Source organism: Polaromonas sp. P1_F2, assembly GCF_056405735.1.
On record NZ_JBFUBN010000009.1, the window covers coordinates 22,615 to 44,385 of the forward strand.

Annotated in this window: 19 protein-coding genes; 7 read left to right on the plus strand and 12 right to left on the minus strand. The window is 66.5% G+C overall.

Annotated elements, in window-relative coordinates; translation table 11 throughout:
• Positions 1-64: 64 nt before the first annotated feature.
• The 3 genes from AC1D0O_RS17515 to AC1D0O_RS17525 all read right to left on the minus strand — a co-directional run bounded on the left by AC1D0O_RS17515 (position 65) and on the right by AC1D0O_RS17525 (position 3,800).
• Positions 65-1,363 carry a TAXI family TRAP transporter solute-binding subunit gene (locus AC1D0O_RS17515; protein WP_477654775.1) on the minus strand — a complete coding sequence of 433 codons (1,299 nt, stop codon included), beginning with the start codon at positions 1,361-1,363 and terminating at the stop codon, positions 65-67.
• 3 nt (positions 1,364-1,366) lie between these two features.
• Positions 1,367-2,674, minus strand: coding sequence for a TAXI family TRAP transporter solute-binding subunit (locus tag AC1D0O_RS17520; protein WP_477654776.1), 1,308 nt, complete (start codon positions 2,672-2,674; stop codon positions 1,367-1,369).
• 127 nt (positions 2,675-2,801) lie between these two features.
• Positions 2,802-3,800, minus strand: coding sequence for an acyltransferase family protein (locus AC1D0O_RS17525; RefSeq protein ID WP_477654777.1), 999 nt, complete (start codon positions 3,798-3,800; stop codon positions 2,802-2,804).
• Positions 3,801-4,221: 421 nt separating this feature from the next.
• Between AC1D0O_RS17525 and epsA the strand changes: the two genes are divergently transcribed.
• The 6 genes from epsA (at position 4,222) to epsG (ending at position 11,214) form a co-directional block, all read left to right on the plus strand.
• Positions 4,222-5,007 (plus strand): XrtB/PEP-CTERM-associated transcriptional regulator EpsA, encoded by a 786-nt coding sequence (gene epsA, locus AC1D0O_RS17530; protein ID WP_477654778.1) that lies wholly within the window; start codon positions 4,222-4,224, stop codon positions 5,005-5,007.
• Positions 5,000-6,427, plus strand: a complete 1,428-nt coding sequence (locus tag AC1D0O_RS17535; RefSeq protein ID WP_477654779.1) for an undecaprenyl-phosphate glucose phosphotransferase — start codon at positions 5,000-5,002, stop codon at positions 6,425-6,427. The genes epsA and AC1D0O_RS17535 overlap by 8 nt, the downstream gene beginning before the upstream one ends.
• 263 nt (positions 6,428-6,690) lie before the next feature.
• Positions 6,691-7,893: an XrtB/PEP-CTERM-associated polysaccharide biosynthesis outer membrane protein EpsL gene (gene epsL, locus AC1D0O_RS17540; protein ID WP_477654780.1), complete on the plus strand. Its 1,203-nt coding sequence runs from the start codon at positions 6,691-6,693 to the stop codon at positions 7,891-7,893.
• 98 nt (positions 7,894-7,991) lie between these two features.
• Positions 7,992-8,891, plus strand: coding sequence for a polysaccharide export protein EpsE (epsE, locus tag AC1D0O_RS17545; RefSeq protein ID WP_477654781.1), 900 nt, complete (start codon positions 7,992-7,994; stop codon positions 8,889-8,891).
• 20 nt (positions 8,892-8,911) lie between these two features.
• Entirely contained in the window at positions 8,912-10,309 is a 1,398-nt protein-coding gene (epsF, locus tag AC1D0O_RS17550; protein WP_477654782.1) for a chain length determinant protein EpsF, read from the plus strand.
• A 2-nt stretch (positions 10,310-10,311) separates the two neighbouring features.
• A complete protein-coding gene (epsG, locus tag AC1D0O_RS17555) occupies positions 10,312-11,214 on the plus strand; it encodes a chain length determinant protein tyrosine kinase EpsG (RefSeq protein WP_477654783.1) in 903 nt (300 codons plus the stop codon).
• Here the strand turns inward: epsG and AC1D0O_RS17560 are convergent.
• Complete coding sequence (locus AC1D0O_RS17560; protein ID WP_477654784.1) at positions 11,201-11,614, minus strand: VanZ family protein; 414 nt, start codon at positions 11,612-11,614, stop codon at positions 11,201-11,203. The two genes, epsG and AC1D0O_RS17560, sit on opposite strands and share 14 nt — an antisense overlap.
• 44 nt (positions 11,615-11,658) lie before the next feature.
• On the opposite strand from AC1D0O_RS17560, the gene AC1D0O_RS17565 reads away from it, so the two are divergent.
• Positions 11,659-12,426: a WecB/TagA/CpsF family glycosyltransferase gene (locus AC1D0O_RS17565; RefSeq protein ID WP_477654785.1), complete on the plus strand. Its 768-nt coding sequence runs from the start codon at positions 11,659-11,661 to the stop codon at positions 12,424-12,426.
• Between the two features lie 194 nt (positions 12,427-12,620).
• Here AC1D0O_RS17565 and AC1D0O_RS17570 read toward each other — a convergent pair whose 3' ends face one another.
• From AC1D0O_RS17570 to AC1D0O_RS17605, 8 genes are read right to left on the minus strand one after another with little or no spacing between them, the layout of a single operon-like run.
• Entirely contained in the window at positions 12,621-13,262 is a 642-nt protein-coding gene (locus AC1D0O_RS17570; protein WP_477654786.1) for a serine O-acetyltransferase, read from the minus strand.
• Positions 13,250-14,254 (minus strand): NAD-dependent epimerase/dehydratase family protein, encoded by a 1,005-nt coding sequence (locus AC1D0O_RS17575; RefSeq protein WP_477654787.1) that lies wholly within the window; start codon positions 14,252-14,254, stop codon positions 13,250-13,252. The genes AC1D0O_RS17570 and AC1D0O_RS17575 overlap by 13 nt, the downstream gene beginning before the upstream one ends.
• Complete coding sequence (locus AC1D0O_RS17580; RefSeq protein ID WP_477654788.1) at positions 14,251-15,942, minus strand: FAD-dependent oxidoreductase; 1,692 nt, start codon at positions 15,940-15,942, stop codon at positions 14,251-14,253. Before AC1D0O_RS17580 ends, AC1D0O_RS17575 begins: the two co-directional genes overlap by 4 nt.
• Complete coding sequence (locus AC1D0O_RS17585) at positions 15,939-17,123, minus strand: glycosyltransferase family 4 protein (protein WP_477654789.1); 1,185 nt, start codon at positions 17,121-17,123, stop codon at positions 15,939-15,941. The genes AC1D0O_RS17580 and AC1D0O_RS17585 overlap by 4 nt, the downstream gene beginning before the upstream one ends.
• A gap of 8 nt (positions 17,124-17,131) precedes the next feature.
• Positions 17,132-18,208, minus strand: coding sequence for an acyltransferase family protein (locus AC1D0O_RS17590; RefSeq protein ID WP_477654790.1), 1,077 nt, complete (start codon positions 18,206-18,208; stop codon positions 17,132-17,134).
• Entirely contained in the window at positions 18,205-19,284 is a 1,080-nt protein-coding gene (locus tag AC1D0O_RS17595) for a glycosyltransferase family 2 protein (protein WP_477654791.1), read from the minus strand. Before AC1D0O_RS17595 ends, AC1D0O_RS17590 begins: the two co-directional genes overlap by 4 nt.
• Positions 19,285-19,288: 4 nt before the next feature.
• Positions 19,289-20,260, minus strand: a complete 972-nt coding sequence (locus tag AC1D0O_RS17600) for a glycosyltransferase family 2 protein (protein ID WP_477654792.1) — start codon at positions 20,258-20,260, stop codon at positions 19,289-19,291.
• A 4-nt stretch (positions 20,261-20,264) separates the two neighbouring features.
• Positions 20,265-21,764: an O-antigen ligase family protein gene (locus AC1D0O_RS17605; RefSeq protein WP_477654793.1), complete on the minus strand. Its 1,500-nt coding sequence runs from the start codon at positions 21,762-21,764 to the stop codon at positions 20,265-20,267.
• Positions 21,765-21,771 lie beyond the last annotated feature (7 nt).

Here is a 21,771-nt window from a genome sequence, read left to right on the forward strand (position 1 = left end):
TTCGCCGCAGCCCGCTGCCTCGGTGTGTTCCGCAGTTTAGTGCGAACAGCGCTTTGGCGTACCGTTAGCGCGACCTGAGCTTGAGCAACCGATCACGCGCGGCCGCCAGGTGCTCGCGCAAGGTATACCAGCGTTCGGAGAATTCATCAGGCAGGTCCAGCGCCACCACCTGGCGCTCGATGTTGTCCAGCCGCTCCAGCAACTGCCGCAGCGCCATCGGATTGTCGGCGGCGACTTCGTCCATGTCGTTTTCCAGAAACTTCAGGTCGCCGTAGAAATGGTTCAGCGCCGAGCTGATGCGCCAGTCGAACAGCTTGGGAATCCACGCCAGCATCAGCAGGGCGATGGCCAGGATGGGTCCGATGGCATAGAACACCAGTTCCGCGTACTGCGCCGTGCGGTAGGGCAGCAGGGTTTCCATCCAGGGGCGCGCGCCCAGGCTGTAGGCGCGAGCCGTGGGCGACAGCGGAAAATCGCTGCCGCGAAAGCTCGGGAACTGGCCGTGGCGCTGCAGGAAGTTCGGTATCTCGTGGATCTCGACGGCGGCGTCGAGCAGGGCGCGCTGCAGGGCCGGGTGCACGTCGGGCCGCACCAGCAGGTGGGTTTGCAGGCTCATCAGCGTGAGGTCTTTGGGCGGGATGTCGCCGCGCAGCTCGATCGCGCCTTGCGGCAGCAGCAGCGGCTGCAGGCGCGGGTTCTGGGCGGCCAGCGCGCCGGCGTGTTCGGCGCCCAGCAGCAGGATGCCGCTGCTGCGTGTCAGCAGCTGCACGGCCTGCGAGTCGTCACCGGCCGCCTGGAACACCAGGTCGACCTTGCCGTCCATTAGCGCATTGGCGGCGGCTACGCCGGTGGCATTGTCGAACTGGACGTCCGCGGGCCGCACGCCGGCGTGCGCCAGCATGAGCTTGGCCGCGATGGAGGACGAGGACGAAGCCGGCCCCGCCGCGATGTGCAGGCCCCTGGCCTGCGCCAGCGACGAGGGCCCGCCTGTGGTGGAAAAAATCCACACCGGCTCCTGGCCGACGACGGCCAGCGCCTGCACGGGGGTGTCGGCGTTCGCGTAGATGCCGTGGGCAAAGCCTATGCTGGTGGTCTCACTCGTCCGCGTCAGCCGGTCCAGCGAGCCTTTCTGCGTGTCCGAATACACGACCTCGGCACGCACGCCTGTGCGCTCGAGCTGCTCGGCGTAGCGCTGCGCCAGCATCGAATAACCGTCTTGCGGCGAGCCTGCACTTATCACCACTTCGGCGGGCGGCAGCACCTTCCATTGGGTGGCTGACCACCACAAGGCCAGCGCCGCGCACAGCAGCACGGGTACGTAGAACAGCCACCAGCGCCGGCGGTAAAGCAGCAGCAGCTTCATCGCTTACCGCCCCCTCATCCGGTAAAGCCGCTGGCGCACGAACTCGATGTGCTGGTGCAGCGTGTAGCAGCGCGCCATCAGGTCGCGCGGCGTGGCGAAAGCCATCATGGCCTTGTCGATGCCGTTCAGGCGGATCAGGAAGCGCGTCAGGTCCAGTCCCGAGAGCGATTCCTGGCCCAGGTCGTTCTCAATAAATTTCAGTTCGCCATACCAGCGGTTGACCCGGCTTTCCAGAACCCAGCGCAGATAGGCCGGGACCAGCCGCATCAGCCACAGGGCCAGCAATGCCAGCGGCAGCACGATCAGCAGGATGCGTTCGGCGACCTGCGCCCACCAGAAGGGCAGCAGGCGCTCCAGCCAGGGCAGGCCGTGCGTCAGGGTCTCGCGCGCCTGCGGCGCGGTGGGAAAGTCGATGCGCCGCAGCGAAGGGAAATCGCCGGTGCGGTGAAACAGCCCGCCGCCGGCGTGCACATCCATGGCCACCGCGATGGCCAGGCGCTTGAGGGCGGGGTGCAGGCCCTCGCGCGCCACCAGGCTGGCCGAAGTGGTCAGCAGCGTGATGTCGCGCGGGGGAAGCCGCGCGTCCAGCGTGCCCTGCGCCAGCAGGCGCGGCTCAAGGTAGGGGTTGCGCTCGGTGATGGCGGCGGACTTGCGGATGTTCGCCAGGTGGATGCCCGGCAGGCTCAGCATGTTTTGCACAACAAAGGACTCTGGCGCCGCGACCAGGAAGACCACGTCGATCGCTCCCTGCCGCAGCGCCTGCACGGCCGGGCTGCTGGTCAGCGGCGAAAGTGTCAGGTCCTTGGCCTCTACCCTGGCCTGCTCCAGCAGCCTGAGCGCCACCTTGCGGGTGCCGCTGCCTTCGGGGCCTATGGCCACGCGCAGGCCTTGCAACTGGTTGAGCGAATCGATCTCGCGGCCGCGCGTGAAAATCCACACCGGCTCCACGTCCACATTGACCAGGGTCTCGACGCGGCTGCGGTCGCGCCTTTCCAGCGAGGTGCCCAGGTAGCCGAAGCCGCCTTGCATCAGAGCCAGGTCGGTGGGATTGCCGGCGCGGCGAAGGCGTTCAAGGTTTTGCTGCGAACCGGCCGAGGTCTGGATCTCCAGCGTGATGCCGTGGTCCGCGAATTTTTCGGCGTAGCGCTGGGCGTGAAGGTAATAGACGCCGTCCGCGGCGGCGGTGCTGATGCTCAGCCGGTCGGGCGGCATGGGGTAGGCGAACATCCACAAACCGGTGGCCGTGGCGGCGGCTGTGAGGACGATCGGGAACCGGATCCACAGCCATTTGCGTTGGTATAACTTCGCCATGCGCACAGGGAAGAGTCCTGTAAAAGGTTGTACCTTTATAACGCAAAGCTGTTACTTTCCTCACGCGGAGTAACGCGAAGGATGAAGCCGGAAGCGCCGCCGCCTCATTGCGCTCATCAAAGGCGTGTCAGGCGGGTGCTGTTTTCGTTTCTTTTGGTTTGGACCTGGAACCGGTCGTGCCCAGCAGCCAGAGGTTGAGGCCCGCATGCCGGCTGATGAGCAGCGCCGAAACAATGGGGCCGGCAAGGCCCGCGGCCAGCCCGGCCATCATCAGCACATAGGTGTCCGTGACACCTATCTTCTTCAGGAGGATGCGGCTTGCCGCGGTGAAGAACACGTGCAGCAGGTAGATCGCGAATGAATAGGAGCCGACGTAGGCCATACGGGGAGAGCTCCATCCGCTGCGCAACAACAAAAAGGCGCTGCAAACACCGAGCCCGAGCGCGGGTATGGAGGTGCCCTGTTCGGAGAACTGCGGAAGCAGCATGGCCGCGGTGGCGGCGCAGATGAAGACAGCTGCCGCGATGCCGCGCGCGGCCGGGCCGCCTATCTCGAAGCGCTTGCAGGCCAGGCCCGCGAGAAAAAACGGCAGCAGGTAGACAGCGCCCTGGGCGGCAAAATAGTTCGGCGGGCTGAAGTAATCGAACAGCACCGCGCTCAAGGCCCAGACCAGCGCGAAGCCGGCCGGCGTGGAAAGCGCTTTCAGGTGCTCCAGCAGGATGACAACCAGGAAGACGATGAACAAGGCCTCCAGAAACCAGAAGTGCCCCACCGGCACGATGTGCAGCAGCCACCAGCGGTCGACGGCGTTGTTGGCGCCCGGCGTGAACGCCTGTACGACCGCAAAAAGGGTTCCCACCGTGACCAGCGGAAGCAGCAGCCTGCGCACCTTGCCCTTGATAAAGCCGAGCGGGCGGCCCTGGTAGGGACGAAAGGCGTAGACGTAGCCCGAGATAAACGAGAACAGCGGCATGCGGATGTAGGCCAGCGCTTCATTGAAGACCTGCAGCCAGTGCCCTTCCGGGATTCTCAATCCGGTGGTGGGGGTGTCTCCCACCACATGGAACAGGACCAGCAGGACGCAGGCAATGCCTCTGAGCGTATCCACCTCAAGGCTGCGTTTCATTTTCTGGCCGGTCATCGGATGCGGGTTCCTCTCTTGATGGTGCGCAAAATATCCCGACACCCGGATCGCGGGGTCGTGTGAGCGCGTGTCTCTGCGCGCATGTCTGCGTTGGAATGCCTAGAGCGTAATCAAGCAAGGCGGCAACTTCAGGCCCGGAAAAAAGCAAACTGTTGCAAGCCGTATCGTTTTATGCGGCATCCCTCATCAAGCAAACAGCTGTTACGTTGTTGCAACGAATGCGCAACCTTTTCGTCAAATGAATCAATCGGGAAAACCCTAAACTGGGCTCGTCTCCTACATCAACTGTCTCGCTTGGCGCATGGCGCCTCCCGGCGATTTGTTCGATCCTCAATCAGCCGTTCAGTAGCGCCCCCTTACACAGGCGAGCTCGTGGAACAAATACAGGAAGTGACCTCCAGATATGAATTTTCAGACTCCGCTTTCAAGCGAAGATTCCGCGCGCTATGCGGCGCTGGTCGGGCAAAGCGCGGCCATCACACGGCATGCCGAACTGCTGGCCTGGCTGCAGGGCGACATGCAGCAGTGCCTTCCCCACGACATCCTGCTGGCGGGCTGGGGGAATTTCCAGGAGGGCGCTGTGCAGCACGACGTGGTGTCCAGCTTGCCGGGCGCGCGCTCCTATGCCCCTGGCACGGACGGCCTGCCTTTTCTTTTGGGAAAGTTCCACGAATGTTGGCTGGCCGCCGGTCGCCAGCCCTGCAGCCTGGACTTCCGTGAATTCGAATACCTGCTGGGCCAGGCGAGCCTGCCGGGCTCTTTCAGCGACAGCCTGCGCGGCATGCGCTCGGTGCTGATTCATGGGTTGCAGGATGAGCGGGCGCAACAGGACTGCCTTTATGTCTTGATGTGCGCCCAGCAAATTCCCATGGAACCGGCACGCACGGCCATGCGCATGCTGATGCCCAGCATGGACGCCGTGCTGCGCCAGCTGGCGCCCCTGCCGCAGCAGCGCCGCCCTGCGCCGGCTGCGCGGGGCGTAGCCGAGGACGCCTGCGGCCTCAGCGAGCGCGAGACGCAGATCATGGCCTGGGTGGCCATGGGGAAAACCAATTCCGAGATAGGCGCCATCCTGAACATCAGCGGCTTCACCGTGAAGAACCACATGCAGCGCATCTTCCAGAAGCTCAATGTCTTTAACCGCGCGCAGGCGGTTTCCAAAGTGACGAGGGTCAGTATCTATGGCTGAAGCCAACCAGCTCCAATCCGCGTCCGCCTGGCTCAACCAGCGCGAGCCCCGCTCCATGGGCCTGGGGCGCAGCCACCTGTTCACCGCCGTCGAAGCCGGGCTGGACCCGCTGGTGCTGGTGTTCTCGCTGTGGGCGCTGGCGTTTTATTTTGAGGGCTCGGTGCGGCCCGCCTACCTGATCCTGTCCGTGATCGTGTTCTCGCTGACGTTTCCGGGCAGCTCCCAGTTGCGCCTGCCGGTGTGGAAGGTGTTCTCGACCATCGCCTTTCACTGGATATGGATCGCCGGCCTGCTGCTGCTGACCGGCTATGTGACGGAGTACTTCCACAAATTTTCCATGACCGTGCTGATGCACTGGCTGTGGGTCGCGCCCGTGGCCCAGGCCGGCGCGCACCTGGCGCTCAGGGCCGCGGCGCCGCAACTGCTGAAACTCCAAGGGCCGGCGCGCGGCGCGGTGATCGTCGGCATGAACGAGCAGGGTGTTTCGCTGGCCAGGCACATCGCCGGCTCGGCCTACTCGGGCATTGAACTGAAGGGCTTTTTCGACGACCGCGGCGAGGAGCGCCGGGAAGCCCAGGACGAGCACCGGCTGGTCGGGAAAATCGACGACCTGCCGGCCTACGTCAAGCAGCACCGCATCCAGTTCATCTACCTGTCGCTGCCCATGGCCTCGCGGCCGCGCATCCTGCAGGTGCTCGACGGCCTCAAGGACACCACCGCCTCGATCTACTTCGTGCCGGACATGTTCATCACCGACCTGATCCAGGGCCGTAGCGACACGGTGTGCGGCGTCACGGTGATCTCGGTCTGCGACACGCCCTTCCGCGGCGTCAACGGCTTCCTCAAGCGGGCCAGCGACATCGTGCTGTCGCTGCTGATCCTGCTGCTGATCTTTCCCGTGATGCTGGTCATCGCCCTGCTGGTGAAGCTGGACTCGCCGGGCCCCGTCATCTTCAAGCAGCGCCGCTACGGCCTGGACGGCGAGCAGATCCTGGTCTACAAATTCCGCTCCATGGCCGTCACCGAGGACGGCGCCGCGATACGCCAGGCCAGCAAAAACGACATGCGCGTCACCCGCCTCGGCGCCATCCTGCGCAAGACCTCGCTCGACGAACTGCCGCAGTTCATCAACGTGCTGCAGGGCCGCATGAGCATTGTCGGCCCGCGCCCACACGCCGTGGCGCACAACGAGATGTACCGCTCGCTCATCAAGGGCTACATGGTGCGCCACAAGGTCAGGCCCGGCATCACGGGTTGGGCCCAGGTCAACGGCCAGCGCGGCGAGACCGACACGCTGGACAAGATGCAGTCGCGCATCGACTGCGACCTGGACTACCTGCGCAACTGGTCGCTGCAGCTGGATTTTTTCATCATCCTGAAAACCATTCGCCTGGTCTTCAAGGATGGCGCGGCTTATTGAGATTCGGTGTTGAGAGATTCGGGTTCGCCGAAGTTTGTTGAGTTCGTTGAAGTTCGTTGAAGTTTGTTGAAACCGGAATAACCAAAAAAAGAAAGGAAAAAAGGCGTGGCCTTGCCAACCCATTAGGACAAAAGGACTATCGCCTCCCCATCATGAATCCGCTATCTTCATCTCATCCCCCCGCGGCTCCCACTCCATGCGGCGATCGCGGGCACCCCACGATTCCCAGTCTTGCCGCTTCCGGCGCGGAGGGCCCCCATTCCTTGAGTCCCCATCGCAAACTCCTTCCGATTCCCTTCCTGCTGCTGGGCCTGTTCCCGCTCGCCGGGCAGGCCGACGAACTGGACACGCTGCAGTTCCGGCTGGGGCAAAGCATCACGCACGACAGCAATGTGTTCCGCCTGTCCGATTCCGCCAACACGCAGGCGCTGCTCGGAAGGCCGGAGCGCGACGACAATGTGTCGGTGACGACGGCGGGCTTCAAGATCAACAAGCCCTTCGGGTTGCAGCGTTTCGAGTTCGACGCCAATATCGAGGACCATCACTACAGCCGCTTTTCCTACCTGGATTTCACGGCGGTGAACTACGCGGCCGCCTGGCGCTGGAGCTTCACGCCGGCCCTGCACGGCAACCTGACGAGCGACAGCCGCGAGTACGTCGACACCTACGCCGACGTGCAGGGCGCCGGGCAGATCAACCGCCGGACCAACCGCTCGACTATTTTTGACGCGGAATATGAGCTCGACGGCGCCTGGCGCGTGGTGGGCGGATTGTTCGAGCGCACCAGTACCAACAGCCAGCCCAACACTTTCGAAGGCGACACCAGGATCCACGGCGCCGAGGCCGGCGTGCGTTATGTGTATCCATCCGGTACTTCCATGGCCTACCGCTTCAGGGAGGGCAAGGGCGAATACCCGGGCCGCTTCCTGGCGCCGGGGGTTGGGGGCGATTTCACCGACCGTGAGCATGAGTTCCGTGTTGAGTGGGCGCCCACCGCCAAGACCACATTGCGGGCCAAGGTCGCGCACCTGGACCGCAACCACGACGGCCTGGGCGCGCGCGACTTTTCCGGCGTGACCGGCCAGCTCGACGCGGCCTGGTTCATCACGCCCAAAACCACCCTGGCCGGCGGCCTGGTGCGCGAACTGGCCAGCTACCAGACCACCACCGCCAGCTACTACGAGGGCTACCGCTTCTTCATCGCCCCGACCTGGAAGCCCACCGAAAAAACCGCGGTGCGCCTGCGCTACGACCACGGCGCGCGCGACTTCAAGGGCCCCCTTCCGGGCTTCGCGGCGACCAACCGCCGCGATACCACCAACCTGCTGTCGCTGGCGCTGGAATGGCAGGCCATGCGCGCGCTCAAGTTGACGGCATCGATGCAGAGCGACAGGCGCAAATCGAATGAGCCGGGTTTTGACTACAAGAGCAATTCCTTCGGTCTGTCAGCCGACGCAAGTTTTTGATGAGAGCTTCCCATGGCCGGCCCTTTCCTGCTTTTGAATTTTCCTGAATCCACGCTTTCCCGAGAGGCCACAAGATGAACCCGCTGATGCTGAAATCCATGACCCGATACCTCCTGGCCCCGTTGTTGTGCGCGCTGGCCGCGCCGCTGTGGGCTCAAACCGCCCCGGCGGCCCCGCCGCCGCCCGCGGCACCTCCTGCCGTGCAGGCCGCGGCGACAACGACACCTGTGGCGCCGTCGTCGGTGGCGGCCACGCCCAGCCTGCCCAACAGCCAGGACTACCGGCTGGGCGCCGGCGACGCCATCGGTGTGCAGGTCTACCAGAGCCCGGATCTTTCCATCGATGCGCGTGTTTCCGAAAGCGGTGTGATCAGCTACCCGCTGGTGGGCAGTGTGCAGCTCGGCGGGCTGACCATCGCCGAGGCCGAGAAGAAGATCGGCGACGCGCTGCGCAGCGGCGGCTTCGTCAAGGTGCCGCAGGTCAACATCGTGCTGCGCCAGGTGCGCGGCAACCAGGTGGCGGTGCTGGGGCAGGTGAGCCGGCCCGGCCGCTTCCCGCTGGAGACCTTCAACACCCGTGTCAGCGACATGCTGGCCGCGGCCGGCGGCACCACCCCCACCGGTGACGACGTGCTGATCGTTACCGGCCAGCGCGACGGCAAGCCCTTCCGCAAGGTCATCGACATCCCGGGGCTGTTTCTTAACGCCAAGTCGGACGAGGACATTGTGGTGACCGGCGGCGACACGCTGTACGTCAACAAGGCGCCCATGTTCTACATCTACGGCGAGGCACAGCGCCCCGGCCCCTACCGCATCGAGCGCGGCATGACGGTGATGCAGGCGCTGGCCCAGGGCGGCGGCCCCACGGTGCGCGGCAGCCAGAATCGCCTGAAGCTGCATCGCCGCGACGCCTCGGGCAAGGTGGTGGAAACCACGCCAAACCTGAATGACCCGGTACGCCCCGAGGACGTGATCTACGTCCGTGAAAGCCTTTTCTAAACAGCCATGACTGGAAAGCCATGACACTCCATCAATTTTTACTGATCCTGCGGGCCCGCTACGGCGTGGCCCTGCTGGTGATTCTGCTGGCCATCTCGGCGGCTTTGGCGGTCAGCCTGGTGCTGCCGAAAAAATACACGGCGCAGACCGCCGTGCTCGTCGACGTACGCTCTCCCGACCCGGTGGCCGGGGCCGGCAGCGCGCCCATACAGGGCCTGGTGGCGCCCAGCTACATGGCCACGCAGGTCGACATCATCGGCGGCGACCGCGTGGCCCAGCGCGTCGTGAAGGCGCTCAAGCTCGATGAAAACCCGCGCACCAAAGAGCGCTGGCTGGAAGCGACGGAAGGCCGCGGCACGCTGGAAGGCTGGATCGCGGACTCGCTGCAGAAGCGCCTGGACGTGCGGCCCGCGCGCGAAAGCAATGTGATCAACATCACCTACAAGGGCAGCGAGCCCGAAGAGGCCGCGAACGTCGCCAACGCCTTTGCCCAGGCCTACCTCGACATCAACCTGGCGCTGAAGACCGAACCCGCGCGCATCTACGCGGAATGGTTTGACGAGCAGACCAAGGCCTCGCGCGCCAAGCTCGAGGAGGCCCAGGCCCGCCTGTCCGAATACCAGCAAAAGGCCGGCATCGTCAGCAGCGACGAGCGCGTCGACTATGAAACCACCAAGCTGGCGGAGCTGTCCTCGCAGCTCACCACGGTGCAGGGCGACACCACCGACAGCCAGAGCAAGCGCGGCTCGCGCGGCGACACCATCGCCGAGGTGATGCAAAGCCCGCTGATCAACGGCCTGAAAGCCGACGTGGCGCGGCAGGAAGCCAAGGTGCAGGAGATCGGTGTGCGCCTCGGGGAGAACCATCCCGAGCGCCAGCGCGCCGAATCCGAACTGGCCGCGCTCAAGAGCCGGCTGGCCAGCGAAACCGGGCGCATCAATGCCTCCATCGAAACCACCTACCGCGTCGGCAAGGACCGCGAACGCGAACTGCAGGGTGCCGTCGGCGCGCAAAAAGCCCGCGTGCTGGCCATCAACAAGCAGCGCGACGAACTCAACGTCTACCGCCGCGACGTCGAGTCGGCCCAGCGCGCTTACGAAACCGTGAGCCAGAGCGCCTCGCAGACGCGCCTGCAGAGCCTGACCAACCAGACCAATGTGGTGCGACTCAATGTGGCGACACCGCCCATCCTGCCGTCCAGCCCGAGGTTGCTGGTCAACCTGCTGGTCGCCGCGTTCGGCGGGACGCTGCTGGGCATCGCCTGCGCCTTGCTGCTGGAGCTCGCCAACCGCCGCGTGCGCTCCGCCGAGGACCTGGTGCAGATGCTGGACCTGCCGGTGCTGGCCAGCATTTCTTCGAGCACGGGCAACACCCGGCTCAGCGGTCCGCGCCGGCTGGCGCTCGGTATGGGAGGATAGACATGAACCGAAACAACAACGCAACGGCGGCGCGCTCCGTTCCCCTGACGGTGCCCAGCAAGCCGGCCACCGGCTCGGCCCGCTCCATAGGCGCCATCCTGGTCGATGCCGGGCGGCTCTCGCCGCTCGATGCCGAGCGCATCGTGCATTTCCAGAAGGACCGCGGCGCCCGCTTCGGTGACTCCGGCAAGGCACTGGGGCTGCTGACCGACGACGACGTGCGTTATGCGCTGTCGGTGCAGTTCGACTATCCCTACCTGGCTCGCGAAAGCAATTTGAGCCGAGAACTGGTGGCGGCCCACCACCCGAACAGCCAGCCTGTTGAGCAACTGCGCGCGCTGCGCAGCCAGCTGATGCTGCGCTGGTTCGACACCGGGCCGGACCGCCGCGGCCTGGCCATCGTCAGCGCCGGCTCACGGGAAGGGCGCAGCTATATCTCGGCCAACCTGGCCATCGTGTTTTCGCAGCTGGGCCTGCGCACCCTGCTGATCGACGCCGACATGCGGGCGCCGCGCCAGCACCTGCTGTTCAACCTCGGCAAGGGTGCGGGCCTGTCGGACATGCTGGCTGGACGCGCCGGGCTGGAGGCCGTGGTCAGCGTCGCTGCGCTGCAGGACCTGTCGGTGCTGCCGGCTGGTGTCATCCCGCCGAATCCGCAGGAATTGCTGGGCCGGCAGGAGTTTTCCCGGCTGCTGCAGTCGCTGGGACAGGATTTCGACATCATCATCATCGACACGCCGCCCGCCAGCGAGTGCGCCGACGCCCACACGGTGGCGGTGCGCGCTGGCGCCGCGCTGGTGGTGGCGCGGCAGAACACCAGTTCGGTGCCGCAGATGACGCGCTTCACGCACAGCCTGCGCGAGTTCGGCGTCGCGATGGTGGGTTCGGTGCTTAACGATGCGTGAGGCGATGCAGGAGGCGTCCGCCCGAGAGGCGGTCCGCCGCAGCCAGCACCGCCGCGCCCAGCAGGCCGCCGGCCGCGTCGGCGGCCAGGTCGGCCCAGCTCGCGCTGCGGCCCGGCAGGAACATCTGGTGCAACTCGTCCATGCCGCCGACAAGGAGGGCGCCCGCGAGGCAGCACAAGGCCATGCGCCAGCCGCGCATGCCGCCGGCCAGCCCGGCGGCCATGCCGACCACGGCAAAGGTCAGCAGGTGGGCCAGCTTGTCCCAGGGCGCGGGAAAGAGTCCCACGGCCACCGGCTGGGCGCCGCCCACGTACAGCACCGCAGCGCTCATGGCGACCGTCAGCGCCGCGAGGATGCGCACGGTGCGCTGGAAATTTTCAAGGGAAAGTGCTTTGGCCATGGGCCCGATTTTCTCACGGTGTGGTCCCGCGAGCGGAGAGTTTCATGCTGAATCCCGCTGTCGACAGCCCGACCGACTGGCGTGGGCGCTGGTCGCTGCTGCTGGAGAAGATAGAGCGTGTGCAAAGCCCAGCCCAGGGGCAGGCCTTGCTGGCCGAATTGAGCCAGCCTCGCGCGCCCTTGGTGCTGGCGTTCGCGAACGCGCACGCGATGAATTCCATGGCGGTGTCGGCGCCTTTTTTTGACGCGATGCAGTCGGCTGACAGGGTGCTCAGGGACGGCTCCGGCATGGCCACCTTGTTCAAGCTGCTGCGCATGGAGCCCGGCCTCAACCTCAATGGGACCGACCTGATTCCGAAACTCATACGTGCTTTCGACGGCCGTGGCATCGCGCTGTTCGGCACGCGCGAGCCCTACCTCGACAAAGCCCGGCAGCGCGTGCGCGAGGAGTTCGCCCCGCACAGCGAGGTCATATGCGCCCACGGCTTTCTCGACGTGCGTGTCTACGCCCTGTTGGCGGCTGAGCACCGGCCGACACTGATTGTGCTGGGCATGGGCATGCCGCGGCAGGAAGAAGTCGCGGCCCAGCTGCGCGGCGTGCTGGGCTTTCCCTGCCTGATCGTCTGCGGCGGCGCCATCATCGATTTCCTGGGCGGCAAGACACCGCGCGCGCCGATGTGGATGCGCAAGGCCGGACTGGAGTGGGTGTTCCGCCTCGCGCTCGAGCCGCGCCGGCTGTTCCAGCGCTATGTGGTTGGCAATCCTTTGTTTCTCACAAGGGCGCTGCGGCTGGCGTCCATCAATCGGCGTTAATATCCGCAGGTCTTTAAAGTGAGTGCGCAGCCTGTAATTGCTGGCACTTGGTTTTTCGATCTGCGTAAATCTGCGAAATCTGTGGATGAATTCTTTATCCGCAGATTACGCAGATTTACGCAGATTAAGAAAATAACCGGGAGCGCATCGTGCATCGATTGCGCGGCTTCGGCGGATTCTGTTAGTTGGCAGCTCTAACCAGCATTGATGTGGGCGTCACCCGCTGCCGTCGAATGGGCGGCCTGGGCCACAGGAATGTCTTCCTCGTCGTACCGGTTGTCCACGTCGGGCGTGCAATCGCGCCTGACGATCTGCCCGGGATTGCCGAGCACCACTGAATAGGGCGGCACGTCTTCGAACACATAGGCGCCGCCGGCAACGCGGCTGCCTTTGCCCACGGTGACGCCGCCCACGATGATGGCGTGCGGGCCTATCCAGACCTCGTCTTCGATCACCGGGTACAGGGTGTGCCTGCGGCCCTGCGCGTCAATATGGTCGCGCTGGCCCAGCGTGACGCCGTGGAACAGCGTGACGTTGCGGCCTATGCGCGCGCCGGCGTTGACGACGATGCCGCGCCCGTGCGTGAGCGCCAGCCCAGGGGCGATGTCGGTGCGCCAGGGAATCTCGATGCCGGCCAGCTGGCTCACCAGGCGGTAGAGCAGCCGCGCGGGCAGCACAGCCAGCAGGCGCCAGCTGGGCGGCAGTTGCTGCGCGGCCTGGCACAAGCGCAGGCAGGCGAGCACGCGAAACGCCGGGTCCAGCAGCGCGGCCTTGAGGGTGGACCGGGCATCGGTCTGCCCGGACTTTCGGTAAGTGTCGGCTCTCAGGGCGTGCATATCATGTTGTCCATCGCGGGTTGGCTGGCGGCGGGTGCGCAGAACCACAAGGCGGAGTCGCGCAGGCCGTCGGCATAAGAGGTCCATTGCACGCCCAGCTGCTCAGTGGCCGCTTGCGTGTCCAGGTGTATGTGTTGCGACCACAGGCCCAGCAGGCCGGGCGGCAGGGCGTCGGGCAGTTTCAGGCCGTGTCCGCCCAGCCGCTTCAGGGCCAGCTCGGCCGCCTTGAGCGGAGGGCCGCAGAGCCAGGCATCAAGCTGGAGCCGGCGCCGGCCCAGGCGGCGCACGGGCGTTGCTTTGATCTCCAGGGCCAGGTCCACAAAATACTCGTTCCAGCGCGGGCTGTCGGGCGCCGCCAGGTTGAACACCGGCATCTCGCCCTGCGCCGCCGGCAGTCGCAGCGCCAGCAACAGGGCCTGGCAGACGTCGTCGACGTGGACCAGGTTGGCCCAGCCGTCGCCCGCGATGCCCAGGTCGCCCAGGCGGCCGGCCTGCAGCCAGCGGCCTATGCGTCCTACCCACAATTGGCTGCCGGGGCCGAAGACGCAGCCGGGGCGCAGCAGGACCGCCTCGCCGCCGTGCTGCACGAAGTCGCGCATGGCGGCCTCGGCCTCGCATTTGGCCTTGCCATACCAGCCCAGGCCTGGGTCCAGCGGTGCGTCCTCACGCACATTGCCTTCGGCGGGCCCGTAGACCGACATGGTGCTCAGGTGCACGATGCGCCGGCAGTCGGCTTGCAGCGCGGCCTGCACCAGCGCGCGCGCGCCGCCGGCGATCGAGGCCGCATCGCCCGCCACGCAGTTGACTACTGCATCAAAACCTTTCAGCGCTGATGCCAGCTCACGCGGGTCGCGGCTGTCCAGTTCCAGCCAGCTCGCGGTGTTTTTCATGTGCCGGGACGCACCCGTGGCCACGGCCCAGGGCGTGGCGTGCAGCATCTCGAGCAGGCGCGCGCCTATGTGGCCGGATGCGCCCAGTACCAGGACTTTCATGCGGCCTCCTTCATCTGCAGCGGCGAGCGCTCGGCGCGCAGCTGCCGCGACAGGAAGTCACCCAGCCGCAGCGACAGGGCGATCAGCGTCAGCGTCGGGTTGGCCTGGCTGGAAGTCGGGAAGACCGCGCTGCCGGCAACAAACAGGTTGCGCACCGAATGCACGCGGCAATCCGCGTCGACCACGCTGCTGCGCGGGTCCGTGCCCATGCGCGCCGTGCCGATGTGGTGGCCGCCGTAGGCGCCGAAGCGCATCAGGTCTTCTTCCAGCGTGTGGCGGTTGTAGTCGAAGCGGGCCTTGCCGCTGCGCTCGAATTCCTGGGCCATCACATCCAGGGTCGCGCCCACGGAGTCGATGTCGGCGCGGCTGTAGCGCCAGTCGACCTTGAGGCGGGGCATGCCCAATGCATCGACGCCGCCGGCCAGCGTGACCCGGCTGTGGGCCTGGGGGATCTGCTCGCCGTGCACTTCCAGGCTGAAGCGGTTGCTGCGGTTGCGCAGGATCACCGAGGGAAATTTGCGCTCCGCCAGGGTGCGCTTTGCCAGCCAGTGCGCCAGGAAGGCCGTCGTGTCCAGCGGGTCGGCGACGACGTTGAGCAGGTGGCGTGCATAGATACCGGCCGTCGGCGGCGCACCGTCCTTGAGGCGCTTGCTGTATTCGTAGCTGATCATCTTGCGCGCCAGGAACAGGCCTGACAGCACGCCGCTGCGGTGCGCCGGGTCGGTGATGCGCGGGAAGTGCAGGCGCGCCACCGCGTTGGCCAGTCCCAGGCGTTGCTGTTCGCTTGCCGCGACCGAGAGGCGGCGCCGGCAGTAAATGCCTTCCGGCGAGACCTCATAGCCGTGCCGCACGTCGCGCGTCGGCCCGTGCACCGTCAGCATGCCGACGTTGCCGGCGATGTGGCACATGTAATAGCGGCCGACCACGTCGTGCGCATTGCCCACGCCCTGCGGCGCCACGTCGCGCGAGGCCAGCAGCAGCCGCGCGGTCTCAAGCCCGCCCGCGGCCAGCACCGTGTTGCGCGCGGCGACGGTAAATTGCGTGCCGGCCAGCGTGCGCACTTCGAGTTCACGCAGCGCCCGGCCGTCGGCCTGCAGCCGCAGCGCGGTGCAGTTGGCGCCCGTCAGCACCTCGAGCGTGGGCGCCAGCGCCAGCCGTTTGGCATAGCGGCTGCCGAAATGCGTGGGGCAGGAAAAGCGCTCGAGCCCGTTGCTGAGCACGCGCGGGCTGTCGAAACCGGCGATCAGGGGACCGGTCCCCGGCTCCAGGGCCTCATGCGCGTCATACAGGAAGCGCCCGGCCTCGGCCAGGGCGTTGGCGCGCGGGTACCAGGGCAGCAGGTCGCCGTAAGACAGCGGCCAGCCGCTGTGCGGAATATGGGCGCGGGTTTCAAAGTCGATGGGGTCGAAAGGCATGCAGCGCCCGCCCCAGATCGCCGAGGATCCGCCCAGCCGCCGCTGCCGGTATTTGCCGGGCGGGCTGTGCAGCTGTTCGTCGGCGACCTCGCCTTCGTACAGGTCTTGCGTGGGGGCATGCGCCTGCAACAGGCCCGACTCGAGCAGCAGCACGGCGTGCCCCTGGTCGCTGAGCGACAGTGCCAACGCGATGCCCGCCGGGCCGCTGCCGACCACGCAGACGTCCGCCTCCAGGCGGCTGCCGTTGGGGATGGTGCCGGCGTCGCGGATCATGCCGCGCCTTCCCGTGAAGCTGCGGCAGGGCGCAGCAGTCGTCCGGCCACGCCGAAATCGCGCTGGTGGATATGGGCCACGCTGGAGAAAAAATGGGCGATGGAAAAGGTCTGCTCGTACAGCGCCCTGCCGTTGCGTTCCAGCGCGGCGCGCAGTTCTGCATCCTGCAGCACGCGGCGCAAGCCGGCCGCGATGCCGGCCACGTCGCCGGGCTGCACAAAGCAGGCATTGACGCCGTCGCTGAGCACCGTCGGTATCTCCCCGACGGGGCTGCACACCACCGCGACACCGTTGGCCAGCGCCTCCAGGATCACCAGCGGCAGGCCTTCATCGTAAGAGGGCAGGACCAGCACGTCGGCGCGCGCCATCAGCCGGGCCACCTGCTGCTGGTCCGACCATCCGGCAAAACGCACAAAGCTGTCTATGCGCAACTGCCGGGCTTTGGCCTCATAAGCTTCGACGTCGCCGCCGCCGGCCAGGGTCACTTCCAGGCGGGCCGTGTCAAGGCCGGGCAGGGCCAGCGCCTGCAGCAGGTCGGTCACGCCCTTGCGCTCCGACAGGTTGCCCACGAACAGCAGGCGCTGCATGGCGGAATCGCCGGCGACGCGGCGCGCATGGGTGGGCTCGGGCACACCGTTGATGACGATGTCCACGCGCTCGGGCGCCACGCCCAGCTCCTCGATGACAAAGCGCCGCGCGGCCGAGCCCAGCACCACGACACTGGCCGGCAGCGAGAACACCCAGCGCGTCAGCGCCCGCAGCGGGCGCGGCAGCGACTGGTAAAAATGGTGCAACTGCGCGGCATGCAGGTGCAGCACCACCGGAACGCCCAGGGCGCGGCAGGTGGCGATGACGGCGCCCTTGCGGAACAGGCTCAGCCGCTCGGCCATGTTGACGTGCACGCCGGCCAGCCGGCCGCTGAGCCTGCCGCGCGCGATGCGGGCCAGCGCGGTGGCGAGCACCCAGAAGGAGTAAAAAGCGTTGGCGCCGCCGCGCGTGTCCAGCGGCCGCAGTTCGGCGGCTTCCGCCGAGGCGAGGCTGGCCGAAGAGGCCTGGGCCTGGATCAGGTAATCCGCCACCTTGAACATGCCGCCGCCCAGCGGCGTCCAGGGGCAGGCGATGTAAATGTAGCGGCCTTCGCGTTCGCGGATGGCGGTACGTGGCAGCGATTCGGTTCGCATGGAGGTGATTACTTTCCGGGAGTTTGGTAAGAGAGCTTGGGCGCGCCGAGCAGGGCGCGCTTGAAGAAGGCGGTCATGGGCCGCTCCAGCCACACATAGGAGAGGCAGCCCGTCACGGCCACGGCCAGGCCGACGGCCAGCATGATGGCCAGGCTGTCCTGCACGCCCAGGCGCTTGAGCGCCTGCACGCCGGCCGGCACCACAAAGGTGTGCGACAGGTAGATCGAATACGAGGCGTCGCCCAGGAAGGACAGGCGCGAAGCCAGCGGCGCGCGCACGGTCCAGGGTTCCATCCAGACGGCCCCCAGCACGATGAGCGCGGCGCCGCAGCCCCAGGTGGCGAAGCGGTCGGCCGAATGCCCCCAGTCGGGCGCGAACATGTACAGTGCGCCGGCCGCCATCGCCACCAGGCCCGCCAGCGGCCCGGGGCGGCGGAAGTGCAGAAAGGCATGGGCGATGCAGACGCCGAGGATGAACTCGAACACGATGGTCTGGGCGTAGAAGTTCAGCGCGACCGATTCCGGCAGCAGGTAGCCCGCCGCGAAGATCAATACAAAGGCCGCCAGGCAAAACCGGATGCGCGGCGCGCCCAGGGCGATGGCCACGGCGAACACCGCATAAAACAGCATTTCAAAATTCAGGGTCCAGCCGACCGGCAGCGTGGGCTGCACCAGGCCCCAGGGGCTCATGCTGGGGATGAAGAGCAGCGAGGCCGCGAGGTGGCCGGGCTCCACCGAGGAGCGCGCGGCCAGCGCCGGCATGGCCAGCAGCAGGGCCACCTTGAGCAGGGTGTAGAACCAGTAGAGCGGCGCGATCCTGACCAGGCGGCGGCGCATGAAGACCCAGGCCGCGTCCATGCGCGCGGGCCCATCCGCCGGCAGCGAGGCGGTCGACATGGCCATGACGAAGCCGCTGATCACAAAAAAGATGTCCACCCCCGCCGAGCCCGCTCCCCAGTAGTGGCTGGGCCCGGTCCCGCTGATGTGCATGGAGATGGCCTGGGTGATGTGCATCACCACGACCAGCATGGCCGCGGCGAAGCGCAGCACCTGCACGCCGGTAAATTGCTGGGTTTCGCCTTTCAATGGGCAGCCCCCTGGATTGCGGGGTGATGCGTCATTGCCGAGTCCTTGACAATCCGGCTTGCGATGGCCTCGCGGGCCGGCCGTTGCGGGCGAAGCAGGCCGCGTATGAGGCCTGCGGCATTGAAGCACCAGGAAACCACTGAATAAAGTGCCTTGGTTGCGGACCGTTTTCGCCAGGTCATCAGCAACACCGGCGCCGTGGCGATGATGCAGAAGAATGCCAGGCGCAAGGATGCAGAAACCGGCCAGAACACCAGGCTCGCCATGATCGCCCACCAGCCGAGCACTGCCAGGTACAGGCGCAATTCCCGCAATCCCTCCAAAGCCAGATGCAGGCGCGGCTTGCCCGCTGCCGCGCGGACAAGTTCACCCAGCCCGCAGATATACCGGGTGCGCCAGCGCCGCATCAAAAGGCGATAGGGTGGCGCGTCGTGCCCGAAGTGATTGACGGCATCCACCGGCAGGCGCCAGAGGCGCCAGCCGAGGGCGCGCAGCCTGATGGCCAGGTCAAATTCTTCGTAGCTGTGAAGATTTCGATCGGAAAGATAGCCTGCCGCCTCGATGGCGCTGCGGCGGTAAAGCCCACCGCCGTCGAGCCGGTCCACGTTGCCCGGCCGCAGGTGCGGGGAGTCCCGTTCACCACGCGCCATGTACTCGAGGCTCTCGGTGTTTTGCTCCACCACCCGTCCGCCCACGCCTGCAACATCCTCATGGGCCTCCAGGAAGGCGAGGGCTTTCTCCAGAAAGCCCTCCTGCATCTGCATGTCGCCATCGAGGATATAAATGAAGTCGCCATGCGAATGCTGGTAGCCGAGCTGCGGACCGACGCCGCAGCAGCGCTCATTGGGATTAGCCAGCTGGACGATGCGTATGGGATACGTGCAAGCCAGCTCCACCGTGCGGTCCGTCGAGCAGGAGTCGGCCAGGATGACTTCTCCGCCAACGGCAGAGACGGCACGCAGTGCACTTTCGATGGTCGCCCGAATGCGTTGTTCCTCGTTCAGGGCCTTGATGACCACGGAGACCCGGCACGAATGCCAGAGGGGTGCCATTTTGCGAGGTAATTTTTGGTTCATGCTTTTATCCTGCTTCGGCGGGGCTGGCCGCAGGTACGGTGCGGCGCACCCGCCAGCGCTGCCAGTTCCTGACCAGCGGGCCCGGCATGAAGAGCGCCATGGCGGCTGTCAGCCACCAGCGCTTTCCGCCGGCCGCGCGGTGCGCCTTGATTAGCCAGGCCCAGCCTTCGCGACGATTGCCGACGGCCAGCGCCTGCCGCGCCAGCGTGAGCTGGTACTGGGCCACCAGCCACAGTGCCGAGCCGCGCCGCGCGGGTGGCATGGCGCCGGAAAGCGCGCGCTGCTCCATGCGCTCGAGAAAAGGCGGCATGGCCAGCGGCGCATGCCCGCTGCTGAGGCCGCCTTCCACGGCGAGCCGGTAGGCCATTAGCGGCGTGTGGGCCAGCGCCACCGGCGCCTGCTCCGCGAGGCGGAACCACAGGTCCACGTCTTCGCCATGCGATTCACCGGGGGGAAAGCAGGGCTGCATAGCCAGCAGCCGCGTGCGCCGCACCGAGACGGCACTGGTGCACAGCGTCGGCGAGGCCATCCAGCGCCGCGGCAGGTCGGTGACGACCTCTATGTCCGGGTTGCTGTCCATCGCGGGCCAGCGCGGTGGCCACATGTCCAGGGTGTCGGGCACCGGAAGGTAGTCGGTGGCCACGGTGTCGGCCTGGGGGCAGCGCGCCTGGGTCCACACCAGCGTGGCGAGGTAGTCGGGGTGGTGCCAGTCGTCGGCGTCGAGAAAGGCCACCCACTCGCCGCGCGCCAGCGCGATGCCGTGGTTGCGCGCCGCCGAGACGCCTGCGTTGGCCTGGCGCACCAGGCGCACGCGCGGGTCGGTGACGAAGCTCACGAGCTCCGCGCCGCCGTCGGTGGAGCCGTCGTCCACCACGATCACTTCGAAGTCGGTGAAGGTCTGCGCGAGCACCGACGCGAGCGTACCGCTGATGTAAGGCGCCTTGTTGTAAAGCGGGATGACGATGGAAAATTTCATGGCTTCATCGGTGCAGCCGCGCGGCGGCCAGGGGAGGTTGAGGAGATCTGGGGCCCGGGGAAAAAGCCGATGCGGCGCGCGGCACCGGCGGCCTGTCCGCCGGCCGGCGTTTGCGCTCGCGGGCTTCGCGCACGGCGGCGGCCAGCGTCATCAGCAGCAATACATGGGCAATCAATTCAGGGCCGTAGCCGAAGAGCAGCAGCGGCACCTCGCTGATGGCGCGCAGCACCAGTGCCACGAACAACGCCAGCGTGAGGCCGCCGCTGGCGCGGGCGTAGCGGATGGACAGCACCAGCAGCACCAGCGCATACAGCACCAGCGCCGCCGCGCCCACCGTTCCCGAGCGCGACAGCGTGTCCATGAACTGGTTGTGCGCATGGGTCGCGTTGGGCATGCCTATGGCTTCGCGAAAGGTCGCGTCCCACAGGGTCGGCCCATAACCGAACACCGGGTTGCGCTGCCATTCGTCATAAGCGATGGCCCAGATCTGGTCGCGCCCCGTCATGGACGCCAGCTGCGCGCCCTGGGCGCTGTCGAAAAAACTGCTCAGGCGCGCGTCGATGTCGCCGAACATCAGCAGGGCGGCAAGGCCGACGACGGCGGCCATGAACGCCAGCAGCGAGACGATGCCGAACTCCGGCCGCACCGGGTCGCCCACACGGCGCATGAAGCCGGGGCCCTGGCGAACGATGAGGATGCAGGCGGAGCACAGCGTGAAGGAAATCCACGCGGTCTTGGATTGCGCGAGGAACAGCACGAACAGGCCCATGGCCCAGGCCAGGCGGTTGAGCCACACGCGCTGCAAGGGGCGCGCGAGCAGGCACAAGAGGCCCAGTTGCGCCAGCATGCCCAAGGACACGGCATGGGGAGCCAGGCCCGCCAGGCGCGGCACGCCCGGCAGCAGGCCTTGGGTGTAAGAGGCGTCCAGCACCAGGCTGGGCTTGAAAGGAACCAGCAGCAGCCCGGCGGCGATGAAGAGCAGCAGGGCATTGCGTGCCGCGCCAAAGGCCAGGTCGCGTTCGGTGGCCGTCGCCAGCACCGCCGCGAAGCCTATCACCAGGGGGTACACATAGTCGTGCGACAGCTGCGGGTGCGCGCCCAGCAGGGCCGGCGCGGCCACGGTGCCGAGCCAGAAAAGTAGAAAGGCCACCGGTAAAGCGGAAGGTGCCTGCGCGGCCTTGCCGCGGCGTATCCAGTGCGTGATCACGCGTTCGCCGGCCAGCGTGAGCAGCAGCAGCGAGGCCAGGGGCTGCATCAGCGACACCAGCGGGTGGCGCACCACCACGGCCACTTCGTCGAACTTCATGTTGCTGCTGGAGAGGTCGCGGCCTGAAAGAAGATTGGCCATGGCCACCATCAGCAGGATGGCGTAGAAGATGAAGTGCATATAACCGTGCGCCCGGCGCGAGGTCACGTGGACCGCGCCCGCCATGCCCAGCGCGGCGGTGAGCGCCGCCAGGATGGCGCCGGCGACGAGGACTGAAATGACGATGGGCTGGTCCATGGTGAGC